Origin of the sequence: Streptomyces sp. NBC_00083 (assembly GCF_026343295.1) — a bacterium.
GTDB lineage: Bacteria > Actinomycetota > Actinomycetes > Streptomycetales > Streptomycetaceae > Streptomyces.
This window is the reverse complement of the sequence record NZ_JAPELY010000001.1, coordinates 3,107,644-3,121,261: the sequence shown is the minus strand read 5'-3', so window position 1 is coordinate 3,121,261 and position 13,618 is coordinate 3,107,644. Positions and strand designations below refer to the sequence as shown.

The following is a 13,618-nucleotide window of genomic DNA, read 5'->3' as shown; positions in this document are numbered from 1 at the left end:
CCGGTGCAGCGTCCGAGCATCGCCGTCGTCGCCCCGCTGACCGGGCCGCGCACGGTCTGGGGAACGGTTCTGCTCGGCGAGGTGGACCGGGTGCGGGCCACGTGGCCGGACGCAGCCGAATGGCACGTGCACGACGAGACACTGGGTGTGGCGGAGGCCATCGCGGGCGACGGCCATGTGGCGGTGGTCGGACACAGCGACCCGGCGCGCACCCGCGAGGCGCTGCCCGTTTACGCGGCGGCGGGTCTGCCCTGTCTGCTGCCCTTCGTTCCGGCGGCCCCGCCCGCGCTGAGCTGGGCGCCCGACGAAGAGGCACTGGTCCGCACGGCCATGGAGGCCGCTGCGGCACTGGGCGCGGCGGGACTCACGGTGGCCGGCGACGGGGGCCCGGAGTGGGCGGCGCTGGCGCGCTACGTCGAAAGAACCGCCTCCCGACCGGGCCGCACACGAAGCCCGGGAGCGAAGCCGGCCGCCGCTGGAGCGGAGCCCGCACCCATGGCACTCCCCGCCCTTCCCGCAGCGGAACCGCCCCTACTGGCACGGGGATCCGCCGGTCCGGGGCCCGCCACTTCGGGCGCTTCCGCCTCGGAGGCGTCCGTCTCGGAGGCGTCCGTCTCGGAGGCGGCACTGGCCAGGGGGAGCGCGGGCCCGGCCGGGGCGAACGGGGGTCGAGCCGAGGCGGTCGCATCCCGCACGGAGTCGCCCGCCCCCCGCGCGGGGCGGACCCCCGACGCGGGGTCGACGCTTCCGGTCACGGGGCCGGACATCCCCGGCGCGGGACCGACCGATCCCGGCTTCGGGTCGGACGCCCGCGGCTCCGGACCGGCCGTGCTCGTGCCGCCGCGTCGTCTCGCCGAGTTCCTCGGGGGCGCCGGGCCCGTGCTCGTTCCGCTGGACTGCGGCCTGGCGTCGTTCGCCGCGCTGGCCGGTGCCGCCACCGGGCACCAGGTCTGGGCCGTACACCCGCAGATGTGTGCCGTGCGCCGTGCGCGGACCGCGGTGACGGCCCTCGCCGAGGCCCTCACTGCCGATCCGGCCCTGCGCGGGACGGCCCTGTCCCACGCGGTACGCGATCGGTCGGGAACTCTGCTCACCGTCGCAGGGGGTGTGCTGGGGGACGGCTGGCGGGTGTCACGGCTCGGCAGCGTGTGCCCCGCGCGGAGCGGCGTCTGAGCACCGCCGCGTGCTCGGACGCCGTCCCGTGGCCGACGGCGCTCGGCGCCCGCATCAGGCACCTCCGGGTCGCCGTGCCCCGCGACGCGACCGCCCACATCCATGCGGCACTGGCCGACGCGGACCTGCGGATGATGCGGCGCACCACGGACACCCACCTCCCGCTCACCTGTGACCTGGTGCGTGAGGCCCAACTCCGGCCATCTTCACCGATGGAGCGGCACGCAACCATGGAGCACTCGGGCTCGACGGTGCCGCACATGTGCGCAGCTCCCCCAGCGCCGCCGGCCCGCGTCCGAACGGATCAGGCCAGCTGACTCCCCGGTGAGCGCCGTGGTCGGCGCCGACCTGCCGACCACACCCATCGCACGGCATGTGGCGTTCATTCGCGGCGTGTTGTCGCGAAAAACCCGCTCTGCCGTTCGAGCTGGCTATGCGCCCTTACGGCTTGATATCACGTCATTGGCGCCTCTTGATGTGGAATGCATTGCTTCGCTCTCGGTGGCTGACTAGCTTCTCCGCTCGGCACAGGGAGCAACCGCACCGCGGCCCGCCCCGGCCACACATCCTCATGGAGGTAGCAGCATGCGCACGACCGGGAAACTCGCATCCGTCACCGGCGCTGTCGCGCTGACCGTGGGCCTGCTGGGCGCGAGCGCGGGAGCCGCCGGCGCGGCGGCCGTACCGCAGGGCGCGGCCGACTGCCCCTCGACCTACTTCTGTGTCTGGTCGGGGCAGAACTACACCGGCCATCGGCAGCAAGTCGCGGGCACAAACGCCGACTTGACGAAGTACGCGGTCTTCCAGTCCTTCAAGTCCTGGTACAACCACGGCGCTTCCTGCGCCTTCGAATGGTTCTCGGCTACGCAGTTCCGCGGGTCGTCCGGGACTATCGCGAAGGGGTACAAGACGTCCGACTCGGTGAGTCACTATATGAAGTCCAACAAGTGGGCCTGCTGATCGCCGACCAGGCCGCCCGGCGGACACCCTCCGATCCGTACACCGCTCCCGGGGCCCTACCAGGGGACGGTCTCGCCATGGCGGTCGAGGAACTGCAGGCCCGGTGCGCCGGCCTGCGCTTCGAGGACGTCGACGACCGCCGGAACGCTCTCCTCGGGCAGCAGCGGCGCGTCGGGCCCGCCGAGCCGGGTGCGGTTGTGGCCGGGGTCGATGAGCAGCTTGGTGTGCCCGTCCCCTGCGTGCCGGGTGGCATAGCTGCGCATCAACTGGTTGAGGGCGGCCTTGCTCGCCTTGTACAGCTCGTAACCGCCCTCCGTATTGAGCGAGATGCTGCCCTGCTCGGAGGACATGACCCCGACGGTCCCGCCGGGTACGACGAGTCCGCGCAGCGCCTCCAGAGCGCGCAGCGGGCTCAGTGCGTTGGTGGTCATCACCTCGTTGAACATGGCGGTCGGGACCTCGCATATGGGCAGGTTGCCCCGGTCGATCGCGGCGTTCACGAAGAGCAGGTCGATCCGGCGTCCCGTCAGGCGGGCACGCAGTGCGTCGAGTTGGACGGGGTCGGTCACCTCAAGCGGCTCGACCGAGAGCCGGCCTTCCGAGGCGTCGGCGCTCGCTCGCAGTCCACCTCCCGGCTCCCGTGTGGTGGCGATGACGTGCCAGCCCCGGTCGAGGAGTTCGCGTACGAGGACGAGGCCGAGACCCCGCGAAGCTCCGATGACGAGGGCGTGACGACCCGAGGACGTGGACATGTGGCTCCTAGTGGCTGGGCTCTCCACAGTAGACGAGACGCGACGTCTCGTCTAGACAATTTCTCGCGGCCCGGTGCCGGGTAGGGTGTCTCGCATGCCCGCCGCCAGCCCTCCGTCCCGCAGGCCTCGCTCCGGACCCCGGCGCGACGAGTCCGCCCGCCTGGCCGTGCTGCACGCCGCAGACGATCTGCTCGTCGAGCACGGCTTCAGCGGCCTCACCATCGAGGCGATCGCGCGCCATGCGGGCGTCGCCAAGCAGACGATCTACCGCTGGTGGCCGTCCAAGGTGGAGATCCTGCTCGACACCCTCATCGAGGACAGCGAGAAGCGCCTGCCCGTCCCGACGGGGCAGCCCACCGCGGAGGGCGTGCGCGGCTACCTCCACGACTTCGCGCGGTTCCTCACGGACGACCCGGCGGGCAAGGTCCTGCTCACGCTCGTCGCGCAGGCGCAGCACGACCCGGCCACCGCCCGGAGCTTCCGCGAGCGCTACCTCGGCCCACGCCGTGACCAGGAGCGCGACTGGCTCACGCGCGGAATCGAGACCGGCGTGTTCTCGCCGGAGCTCGGCCCGGACGCCACCATGGACGCCCTCCTGGGCCCGATCGTCTACTGCGCCCTGACCGGAACGAGCGTCCCCGCCGGGCTGGTGGACACCCTCACCGAGAGCCTCCTGCGCCCACCCCCGGCCTGAGCGGCGACACCCCCCGCAGTCCACCGCGACCCCCAGACGCGGCGCTCAGCCGTGGTTGCGCGCCTCCACCGGGCGGACCAGCAGGTAGATGCCGGCGGCGGTGGCCAGTACGGCCATGCACGCGATGAAGACCAGGCCCGCGCCTTCGAGGCCGAGCGGCCCCACCAGCAGGCCGACGCCGATCACCGGCACCGAGATCCCCGCGTAGGCCACCACGAAGAGGGTGGAGATCACCGAGGCGCGGTGGTCCTCCGGGGACGCCTCGGCCACCGCGGACAGGGCGCCGCGGAACGCGAGCCCCTGACCGCAGCCGCCGACCAGCGCGCTCAGCACCATCAGCGACAGCGAGTCCCAGCGGAGCGCCGCCGCGAGCAGCGCGAGGCCGGCCAGGAGCGCCGCGCAGCCCAGGGGCAATGAGCGTGCCAGCCCCACGCGCCCCACCGCCAACTGCCCACCGGTCGAGGCGAAGAAGGCCAGCGCGACCACGAGTCCGATGGCCGCGTGATTGCTGACGTTCAGGGACTGTGTCAAGAACGCGGGGCTCACCGAGGTGAACACCCCGAACAGCGCGAACCCCACGAACGCCGCGATGGCCGCGGGCACGAACACCGGGCGCACCCGGGCGGGCAGGGTCGGCCGCTGCGTTCGGGCACTGCGCAGCGGCCGGGGGTCCCGTACGGTCTCGCGGAGCCGCAGCAGGACCGCGACCGAGGCGGCCACCAGGACGAGGTGGACGACGAAGGTCAGGGTCAGCGGCCAGGCCGCGTACTGCGCGAGCAGCCCGGCGAGCAGGGGCCCGCAGCCGAGGCCGCCCATGTTGGCGGCCGTCGCCACGAGCGTGGCCCTGGACGCGCCTCCACGCGGCGCGAGGTCCATGACGTAGGCCGTCGCGGCCCCGGTGAACAGTCCGGCCGACAAGCCCGACAGGAGCCGGCCCGCGAAGAGCCAGCCGAGCCCAGAGGCGCACAGGAAGCACACCGCGCTCGCCGCCGCGCACCCAAGGCCGGCCAGCAGCACCGGCCGCCGGCCCACGGCGTCCGACACATTGCCCGTGAGCAGCAGCACGCCGATGACACCGAAGGCGTAGACGGCGTACACCACGGTGACCATGAGCTCGGAGAACCCGAACTTGTCCTGGTAGAGACCGTAGAGCGGGGTCGGCAGCGTGGTCCCGGCCATGCACACGGCGAACACCGCGCCACTGAGCAGACAGGGCCACCAGCCGCGAAGGTCACGATCCATGCCACCGACGGTAACCCCGGGGGGCGCTCCCGCACCGCCCGTACGCCCCCGGGCGCGCCGTCACGCCTGGGGCCAAGGCCCGCGCGGTCCGGCTGCGTTCGCCCCTTCCCGCCGCCGGGCTTCGCTCACTTGTCGCACTGTCAGTGGGGCGTGCGACCATCCACAGCATGATCGTCCCCCTTGACGCCCTGCTGCCGACCGCCGGTTCGCACGGCTCGACCACGTACGCCGACTGGGCCGCGGCCCACGATCCGGACGCGGTCGGGACCGCGCGCGACCTGGTCGCGGACATGCGGACCGAACTCGGCCGGTCCTGGCAGAAGCCCGGCGCCTTCGTCGACGCGATGGCGGCGCGGGCGCGGCGGCTGCCTCCGGCGCATCTGCCGTGGTTCTGGGACACCGTGGGTCATCGCCTGATCGGATTCGGGAGCCGGCCGGGCGGACGCGCGTACACGGCGGCGCGTGCGGCGGAGGCGGAGCACGGGCTGCCGGTGGACCCCGCGTACCGGCGGGCCAACGCGCTGCTGTTCGCCGCGGGCGGTGCCATGCCGGCCAAGGAATTCGGGGCGCACCAGCGGTTCCTCGCCGACACGCTGGAGCCGGCCGAGGCGCACACGGCGCTGGCCGCGTTCCTCAGCGCGTGGGCCGGCTCGTCGGCGGATCTTCCCGCGGACCTCGTGCGCCGGGTCCGTGCCTCCGCCAGGGCGGCCGGGCACGGCGACGAGGAGGTGGCGCGGCTGGTCGGCGAGATCCTGTCGGCCACCCGGGAGAAGTCGGTGCCGGACGCGCTGCTGGCCGCCGCCGGCCCCGTCCTGACGGCCCATCCGCCGGCGGACCCGGTCACGGCCGGGCTCCTTGAGGTCTTTCCCACCGGAGCCACCGACGGCGGCGCCTGGGTGCGGATGCTCATCGGCTGCGGCGCGACCGGGGCCATGGAGGCGGGCCGGATCGCGCCGGAAGGCGGGCCGCACCACTGGGTCGGCACCTTCATCCGCATGTACCAGTACGCGGCGCAGCCCGGCGGCGGTGTCGGGCGGCAGCCCCTGCCGCCCGAATTCCTCGACCTCGTCGGCCGGTTGGGGCGGTGCCTGAAAGAGTCGGGCGCGCCGGTGACGGCGCACACCACCCGGCACCACTACCAGGGCTTCGACGCCGACGTCCTGGACGCGCTGCTCGCGGCGGGGGCCACCGTCGTCGATCCCGGCCCGGACATCGCCATCCGGTTCTGGGGCGAGCACGCGCGGCGCGATCTCACGACGCTCGCCGCGGACAGCGTCTTCGGCCCCCGCCTGGAGGGGACCGTCCACGCGGACCTCCTGCCGAACTGGGCTCTGGCGCACCGTCGGCCGGGTTCCGCGGTGACGCTGCTCCCCGGCAACGAAGGCATCGCGCGAGGCGTGGCCGCCCGGGTCGGCAAGCTCGTCGACACGGTGGCGGGCGGAGGCATGGCGGGGGCCGAGGAGGCGATGGCCGAGCTGGAGATCCTGCTCGACCGGCCGACGGTGACGGCGCTCGGCGGGATCGCCGACGCGCTGGGCGAGGCGGATGCCGGCGGCGCTCTGCACCGTTCGCTGGCGGCCGGCCTCCCCGAGGAACTGGCGTGGCCCGCACTGGAGTCGGTGTACGCGCGCTTCGCCGCGGAAGCCCCGCGCGTGGAGGCCGACGCGGCGGCGCCGGGAGTGGCGGGGGTGACGTCGACCTGGCCGGTCCTGACGGTGTTCGGGCGCGACCGTGCGTACGCGGTCGCTCCCGACGGGGTCCGGGGCTCCTGCCGGTTCGCAATCCCCGCGGACGCCACGATGTTCGCGGTCCACTACGTGGGCGGCTCCTTCCTGGTCAGCTGGACACTCAAGCCGAACGCCTACGGCTGCGACACCGCTGTCTGGGCCGACCGCCCCGACGAGCCGTTCACACCGCAGGAGGAGCGCGGCCTGGTGCCGTTCGGCGGCAGCCTGGACGGCGCGTACGGCTTCCAGTTCGAGAGCGCCGACGGCGGCGGGCGGCACGGCGGCCTGCGGATCCTGCGTCCTGGCGGAACGGAGGGCATCGACGGGGAGGAGCTGCAACTCGGTGACGGTTCCGGGATCTGGACCAACGCCGTCTACGGGAAACGGGCGTGGGAGGTCGTCGACCCGGTCACCGGAGAGCGGCGGGGACCGCAGGCGCTGCCCGGCTTCCCGGACCGTGCCGCGCAGACCCCGGGCGGCGCCGAACCCTCGGGGACCCGCATGGAGCCCGCCACGGAGGCGCTCCAACTGGCGCCCCTTCCAAGCGAGTTGACGGACTCCCCGCTCGGCTCCCGGGCCGGGCTCGTCGGCACCCGAGTGTCGTTCCGCACCCCCCACCGCGACTACGCGCCCGACCACTTCCTGGTGGAGAGCGTGGACGGGCGGGCCGCCAGGTTCGACATCGACCGGCCCGGACAGGAGCCCTGGGGCCTGTGGTCACCGCCCGAGGGCGCGGTGGAGGACGTGGTCCTCGCCGAGGCCAGGACCCTCACGGGCGTACGCGCCTACACCGCGGACGGCGTCCTGCTGTGGGAGCTGGACGGCCACCGCACGCCCAAGAATCCGCAGGTGCCTCCGCCCCGGCAGGCCACCGTGTCCGGCGGCGTGGCCCTGCCGCCCGCGTTCTGGTACCTACTGCGCACCCGGGACCCCGCCGGGTCCCGAGCGCTGCGCACGGTGGAGCGGCGCACCGCGGACACACTCCTGACCGCCGCCTTCGACGGGGCGGAGGCGACGGCCGCGGCGGTGGCCCGCGCGCTGCCCGCCGTCACCGATCCGGTCCTCGCCGATGCCGTGGCGGCGGTGGCCGCACGGGCCGCACGGGTGGAGCGGCGCCGCCGTGACCTGCACCGGCGGGTGGTCCTGCTCAGTCAGGCGCCGCCCGCCCTGCCGCGGCGCACCGCCCCGGACACCGAGTTGCTGCCCGCGCTGTTCGGCCTGCTGCCGGACGAGTCTCCCTACCGGGGGCGCCGCGCCCCGGACAGCGCCCTGCCCGCCACGTTGAGCGCGCTGGCCGCCGACGGCGCCTGCCTGGCCGGGGCGATCCCCGAGGAGGTGCGGCGGCTCTCGCCACCGGCGCCGCCCGCCGACTGGTCGCGGCTGCTCGGCGCCGTCGACGCGGCGGCGTGGCGAGCGGCGGTGGCGCCGACTCCGGAGGGGGCCCGCGCCGCGCTGCTCGCCCTTCTGGACACCTGGGCCGATCAGCCGTTCGCGCGTGCGGGGAGCCGGTGGTGGGCGGGGAGCGCGCCGGGTTCCGCCGCGTTGGACGGCTTGCGCGCGGCCGAGATCCCTGTGGCGTCGGCGCGGGCACAGGTCGGGGGCGCGGCGCGCTGGTTCGTGACGCCCGCCTCGGCCGACGCGGACACGGACGCGACCCCGGCAACCGGCGTCGAGGCCCGGATCGTGGAGGTGGAGCGCGACGACGCCGCCCGGCTGCGGGCCCTGGTGGCCCTGGTCGACGAGCGGGGCCCTGTTCCGGTGCCGGAGTCGGCGGCCGCCCGCTTCGCCGAACTCACCGGCGTGCGGCGGTCCGTGGCGCGGCTCGTGGTGGCGGGCCTGGTCGGCCACCACGACCGGGAGGAGGAGCTGGCCCTGGCTCGCAGGGCGCCCTACAAGGCGACCCCGATGACGGCGCAGTCGTACCAGGAAGTGCGGGCACGGCTGGGCGAGGCGGGCCGGCGCGCCGTCCTCGCCGCGGCCATGCCCGACGATCCGGCCGAGCTGTGGCGGCCCGGCGGCATGACGTCGGCCGCCGAGCGCATGGCCGGGGTGTGGCGCGAACTGCTCGGAGCGCGGCCGGCACTGGACGACGAGGCGGCGGACGCCCTGGAGGCGAGCCTGGGCCATGGCGAGGTGTGGGCGCGTCGGCTCGCGTTCGGTTACGACGCCGTGGCGGACCAGACCGTGGAGGCGGCCGACTGGAAGCTGTCAACCTCCCGGTTCCACAAGGGAGTTGACGTGGTTCCCGTGGCTCCGGCCGGGTGTGCCGTGCCGTACGGAACCCGGGTCGGACTCGACTACGGGCGGATCGCGAGTGCGCTGGTGTGGGCGTGGACGGATCGGCCCGTCGGCGACCCCGCGGTGGCGGGCGCGACGGCGCTGTACGAGCGGCTGCGGGCGGAACTGGACCGTCCCGAGTTCCTGATGGCGCTTTCCGGGGGACGGATCGAGGACACCTCGGAGCGGATCGCGGAGCGGTTCGGCCCCGAGCGGCTCCCGGTGGTGCTGCACGACCGCGCGGAGGCCGGAGCCGTCCCGCCGACCGCGTACGCCCGGGGTCCGCTGGTCGTGTGCGCGCCGGGCGGCGCCTCGTTCCTGCGGCCCGCGGCGGTGACCGGCCCCGAGGGGTGGCAGCGGGTCGGGCAGAAGGCCGGCCTGGCCGAGGAGCTGGCCCGGGTCGCGCCCCTCCTGCCGGGCGGCGGTCTTGAGCGCATGATGCGGCGGGCGGGATCGGGAGCGGTGGCCCCGGGGGCGTACGAGGCCGACCCGCGGCACTCCTGCCCCGACCTGGTCGGGCAGGTGGCTTCCGAACTGGGCGTGGGCGAGGACGCGGCGGCCCTCTACCTCCAGCTGTCGGCGCTCGCCGCACCCACCGACCGTGCTGTACGACGGTGGAACGGCTGGACAGCCAAGCGGCACGCGCAGGTACAGGCGGAACTCCTCGGCACGGGCACGGTCACGGAGGCCAAGCGCGCACGGGCCGGCCGCACCCTGTTCCTGCCGGGCGACTGGACCGAACTCAAGGCGCCGCACCTGCCGTTGGAGACGGCGAAGCTGGCGACGTACACGGTGCGCCCCCTGTGGAGGAACGAGATCCGCTCCCCCTTCGCCCGCGTTCTGCCGACGGCTCCCCTGCACGAACTGTTCGCCGAGGCGTGGGAGCGGATGGCCGGGGGCGGGTGCTGAGGGAGCTACTGACGGGAGGGCGAACAGGAAGGGCGGGCAGGAAGGGCGGGCAGGAGAGAAACGGGAGGGGGCCGGCGCCGGCTCAGTCGCGCCGGTCCTTGCGGTCCTTGTCCTCGGAGTGGTGGTGCAGGTGCGGCAGATGGCCCTGGCGCAGTTGGAGCCAGACGTCGCGTGCACGGCGTCCCGCGTGGGTACGGCTGCGCGCGACCAGTTCGCGGGCCTCCTCCTCGGATTCGACCATGGCCGACGACCCGCTGAGCGGTTTGCCCGCGGTCTCGCGCAGGCACAGGGCCGAGATCACACCGATCACGCCCGCGACCATGAGGTAGTAGGCCGGCACCAGTTCGTTGCCGGTGGTGTTGACCAGGGCGGACGCGACGAGCGGGGTGGTGCCGCCGAACAGGGAGACGGAGAAGTTGAACGCGAGCGACAGCCCGCCGTAGCGCAGATGCGTGGGGAACAGGGCGGGCAGGGTCGCCGCGCTCGTCCCCGCGAAGCACACCAGGAAGAGGCCGAGCACGGCGCAGCCGATCGCGGGGAGCAGGATGCCACCCTGCCGGATGAGCTGGAAGACGGGCACCGAGAAGATCACCATCGCGATCCCGCCCCACAGGAAGAGCGGCCGTCGCCCGTACCGGTCCGAGGAGCGGCCGACGGCAGTGATGGTGAGGACGACGAGCACCATGGTGCCGAGCACGAGGAGCTGGGCGGTGAGTTCGGACTGGCCGAGGGTCGAGCTCATGTAGGTCGGCAGATAGGACGTCACCATGTAGTTGGTGACGTTGTAGAGCAGCACGAGCCCGATGCAGACGAGCATGGCCTGCCAGTGGTGGGTCACCACCTCCTTGAGACGGCCCTTGCCCGACATGCGGGCCTGCTCCAGGCGCTCGTCCTCCTCGGAGGTGGGGCCGCTCCGGGCCGCCGCCTGCCGCCCGCGCTCCTCGGCCTCCTGGAACGCGGGGGTCTCGTCGAGCCTGAGCCGCATGTAGAGCCCGATGAGCCCGAGGGGTCCGGCCACGTAGAAGGGGATCCGCCATCCCCAGTCGACCATCTGGTCCTCGGAGAGGAGGCCGGTCAGGATCGTGACCAGGCCGGAGCCGAGGGAGTATCCGATGAAGGTGCCGAAGTCGAGCCAGCTGCCGAGGAAGCCCCGGATCCGGTCGGGTGAGTACTCGGCGATGTAGGTGGTGGCCCCCGCGTACTCGCCGCCGGTGGAGAAGCCCTGGACCAGCCGGCACAGGAGGAGCAGTACCGGCGCGGCCAGGCCGATCGACTTGTACCCGGGCAGGAAGCCCACGGCGAAGGTGCTGATCGCCATCATGATCATGGTGACGGCGAGGACCTTCTGGCGTCCGACCCGGTCGCCGAGGGGCCCGAAGACGAGGCCGCCGATCGGCCGGACCAGGAACGCCGCGGCGAACGTCGCGAACGTCGAGATGACCTGGGCGCCCGGCGAGCTGGACGGGAAGAAGACCTTGCCGAGCGTGGCGGCGACGTAGGCGTAGACACCGAAGTCGAACCACTCCATCGTGTTGCCGAGTGCGGCGGCCGACACGGCGCGCCGCACGGCGGGTTTGTCGGCGACCTTCACGTCGTCGGGGTGCAGCGACTTCTTGCGACGGCGCAGCAGCGCCCGCACCATGCGTTCGGTCTCCACGCTTCCCGAACCGAATCCGCGACCTCGGCGGCCCGGTTGTGCGGGCCCCCGCCTCTTTGAGTTCATGTGTACCTGTGCGTCGTCGGTGGTTCCGCACCAGCGATGTGCGATGTGCGGAGTGCTGCCGGAGCACCGGCATCGGCATCCGGTGCGCGGCGTACGTGCTGCAACTCTCCCTGCTGCTCCGCCGCGCGCGGCGCATGCGGGGGCGCGGCGTGTCGCGCACGTCGGCGCCGCGGCGTTGCTGGTGGCGGCGGTCGGATGCCGCCACGTCGTCGAACGCGTTCAGGAGCCGGGCGGCATTCCGGCCCTGCGGCACTCCGGGGCGCCCGGGACCGCCACGACCCTCTCCTGGCTGCCCCAGGGAGCCGGCGTTCAGCCGCCGTAGGCGGCGGCCGCGATCTGGACGAAAGACCGGATCAGCGGGTTGGTGTCGCCCGCCCTCCACGCCGCCACGACGCGGCTCGGCCGCATGTCGGCGAGCGGCACCACGGTCAGGCCCCGGCCCGGCCGGTGTCCGAGGAGTGTGAGGCCGACCGTCCCGTTCCAGAGCACGGCCTGCCGGCATTCCTGCACGGCACGCACCACGGGCCCCTCGCGGGGTTCTCCGCCACTCCAGTACGCCTGCCAGACCGGGTCGGTCCCCTCGGGGAAGAGGAACCAGCGGCGGTCGGCCAGATCGGCCAGGCGGACGTCCTCGCGCCGCGCCAGCGGGTCGTCGGTGCGCAGCAGGGCGCCGACCGCGTCTTCCCGCAACTCCCGTACGGTCAGGCCGGTTTCGTCGAACGGGCCGCGGGTGAGGGCGACGTCGACGAGCCCGGCGTGCAGTCCGCAGGTCGGGTCGGCCAGGTCGGTCTCGCGGATGCGGACCTCCACGTCCGGATGGCGCCGACGGTAGGCACCCGCCAGGCGCAGGGCTGCCGCGTCGGTGCTGTCGCCCAGGATGCCGACGGTGAGGAGCGCGGCCCCGGCCGCCGCCACCACCCGTGCGCGTGCCCGCTCCGCGTGGTCGAGCAGGGCGCGCGCCTCGTCGAGCAGGACCGTGCCCACCGGGGTCAGCGCGACTCCGCTCGGCGACCGGTCGAGCAGGGTGGCCCCGACCTCGCCCTCCAGCTGCCTGATCGCACGGCTCAGGGGCGGCTGGCTCATGTGCAGCCGGGTGGCGGCCCGCCCGAAGTGCAGTTCTTCGGCGACCGCCACGAAGTAGCGCAGCGTACGTAGCTCCATCCTGCGACGATACCCATGCGGTATCGGCTGCGCGGAAAGGGTCTTGGACGCCCACCGGGTGCCGGCGGTGCAATCGGTGCATGACTGATGAACCGAAGCCGGGCGAGCCGATCGCCGCCCCCGCCGCCGAACCCGCCGTGTCGGTGGTCGGCCCGGGTGAGGGCGAGACGATCGTCCTCGGCACCACACGCCTGCGCGTTCTCGAGGACGGCAGCAACACCGGGCACCGCCTCGGGCTCGCGGAGTCCGTCCTCGCGCCGCACACACCGGGACCGCCGCAACACCGCCACGCCCAGCACGACGAGGGCTTCTACGTCATCGCCGGCTCCGTACGCTTCACCGTCGGCGAGCGGGACTACGACGCGACGGCCGGCACCTTCGTCCTGGTGCCGCCCGGGGCGCCGCACACCTTCGCCAACACCACCGATCAGCCGGCCGTCATGCTCAGCACCTTCACGCCTGACCTGTACGTGCAGTACTTCCGGGACCTCCAGGACATGATCGCCGGCGGACAGGAACCGGACCCCCGGGCCACCCTCCGCACGATGAGCCGGTACGCCACTGAACCTGCCACGGAGTTCGGCGCCGCTGGGCCCGGAGGGGCGTCGTGAACACCGCCTACTGGAGCGTCGCCGGTCTCCTCGCGCTCTTCTATCTCTACGCGGGCGGCCTCAAGGCCGTTCGGAGCCGTGAGCGGCTCCGCCCGATGATGGCGTGGGTGGACACCACTCCGATGGCGGCGGTACGGGCCATCGGCCTGACCGAGGTGCTCGGCGCGGCCGGGCTGGTCCTGCCGCCGCTGACCGGCGTCGCGCCCTGGCTCGCTCTGGTGGCGGCGGCCGGCTTCGCGGCTCTGCAGATCGGCGCGACCGGCCTCCATCTGCGGCGCGGGGAACGCGACATCGCCCTCAACCTGATCCTCCTGGTGGCGGGTGCCGTGACGGTGTGGCTGGCGGCGGCAACCCGTCTGTGACACCGGCAGAGCCTTCGCCCCGGGGAA

10 protein-coding genes and 1 pseudogene are annotated in these 13,618 nt (G+C 73.7%); 7 read left to right on the top strand and 4 right to left on the bottom strand.

The window, feature by feature from the left end; genetic code table 11:
* The first annotated feature begins 3 nt into the window (after positions 1-3).
* From OOJ98_RS13905 to OOJ98_RS13895, 3 genes and pseudogenes are all read left to right on the top strand, one after another.
* The gene (locus OOJ98_RS13905; RefSeq protein WP_267054973.1) at positions 4-1,173 is read left to right on the top strand and encodes a hypothetical protein; all 1,170 of its coding nucleotides are present in this window, start codon (positions 4-6) and stop codon (positions 1,171-1,173) included.
* Between the two features lie 35 nt (positions 1,174-1,208).
* Positions 1,209-1,316: pseudogene (locus OOJ98_RS13900) on the top strand (cysteine hydrolase); the annotation flags it as partial.
* Between the two features lie 442 nt (positions 1,317-1,758).
* Complete coding sequence (locus tag OOJ98_RS13895; protein WP_267054972.1) at positions 1,759-2,133, top strand: peptidase inhibitor family I36 protein; 375 nt, start codon at positions 1,759-1,761, stop codon at positions 2,131-2,133.
* A gap of 56 nt (positions 2,134-2,189) precedes the next feature.
* On the opposite strand, the gene OOJ98_RS13890 is transcribed toward OOJ98_RS13895, so the two are convergent.
* On the bottom strand, positions 2,190-2,885 hold the full coding sequence (locus OOJ98_RS13890) for an SDR family NAD(P)-dependent oxidoreductase (RefSeq protein WP_267054971.1): 696 nt from the start codon (positions 2,883-2,885) through the stop codon (positions 2,190-2,192).
* A 94-nt stretch (positions 2,886-2,979) separates the two neighbouring features.
* Between OOJ98_RS13890 and OOJ98_RS13885 the strand changes: the two genes are divergently transcribed.
* Positions 2,980-3,579 (top strand): TetR/AcrR family transcriptional regulator, encoded by a 600-nt coding sequence (locus OOJ98_RS13885; RefSeq protein ID WP_267054970.1) that lies wholly within the window; start codon positions 2,980-2,982, stop codon positions 3,577-3,579.
* A gap of 45 nt (positions 3,580-3,624) precedes the next feature.
* Here the strand turns inward: OOJ98_RS13885 and OOJ98_RS13880 are convergent, their stop codons facing one another.
* A complete protein-coding gene (locus OOJ98_RS13880; protein WP_267054969.1) occupies positions 3,625-4,821 on the bottom strand; it encodes an MFS transporter in 1,197 nt (398 codons plus the stop codon).
* A 167-nt stretch (positions 4,822-4,988) separates the two neighbouring features.
* On the opposite strand from OOJ98_RS13880, the gene OOJ98_RS13875 reads away from it, so the two are divergent.
* Complete coding sequence (locus OOJ98_RS13875; protein ID WP_267054968.1) at positions 4,989-9,734, top strand: hypothetical protein; 4,746 nt, start codon at positions 4,989-4,991, stop codon at positions 9,732-9,734.
* 82 nt (positions 9,735-9,816) lie between these two features.
* Here OOJ98_RS13875 and proP read toward each other — a convergent pair whose 3' ends face one another.
* A complete protein-coding gene (proP, locus tag OOJ98_RS13870) occupies positions 9,817-11,376 on the bottom strand; it encodes a glycine betaine/L-proline transporter ProP (RefSeq protein ID WP_267055636.1) in 1,560 nt (519 codons plus the stop codon).
* A gap of 390 nt (positions 11,377-11,766) precedes the next feature.
* Entirely contained in the window at positions 11,767-12,618 is an 852-nt protein-coding gene (locus OOJ98_RS13865; RefSeq protein ID WP_267054967.1) for a LysR family transcriptional regulator, read from the bottom strand.
* Positions 12,619-12,698: 80 nt separating this feature from the next.
* On the opposite strand from OOJ98_RS13865, the gene OOJ98_RS13860 reads away from it, so the two are divergent.
* Both OOJ98_RS13860 and OOJ98_RS13855 read left to right on the top strand, forming a co-directional pair.
* Entirely contained in the window at positions 12,699-13,229 is a 531-nt protein-coding gene (locus OOJ98_RS13860) for a cupin domain-containing protein (RefSeq protein ID WP_267054966.1), read from the top strand.
* Entirely contained in the window at positions 13,226-13,591 is a 366-nt protein-coding gene (locus OOJ98_RS13855; RefSeq protein WP_267054965.1) for a DoxX family protein, read from the top strand. Before OOJ98_RS13860 ends, OOJ98_RS13855 begins: the two co-directional genes overlap by 4 nt.
* Positions 13,592-13,618: the final 27 nt, after the last annotated feature.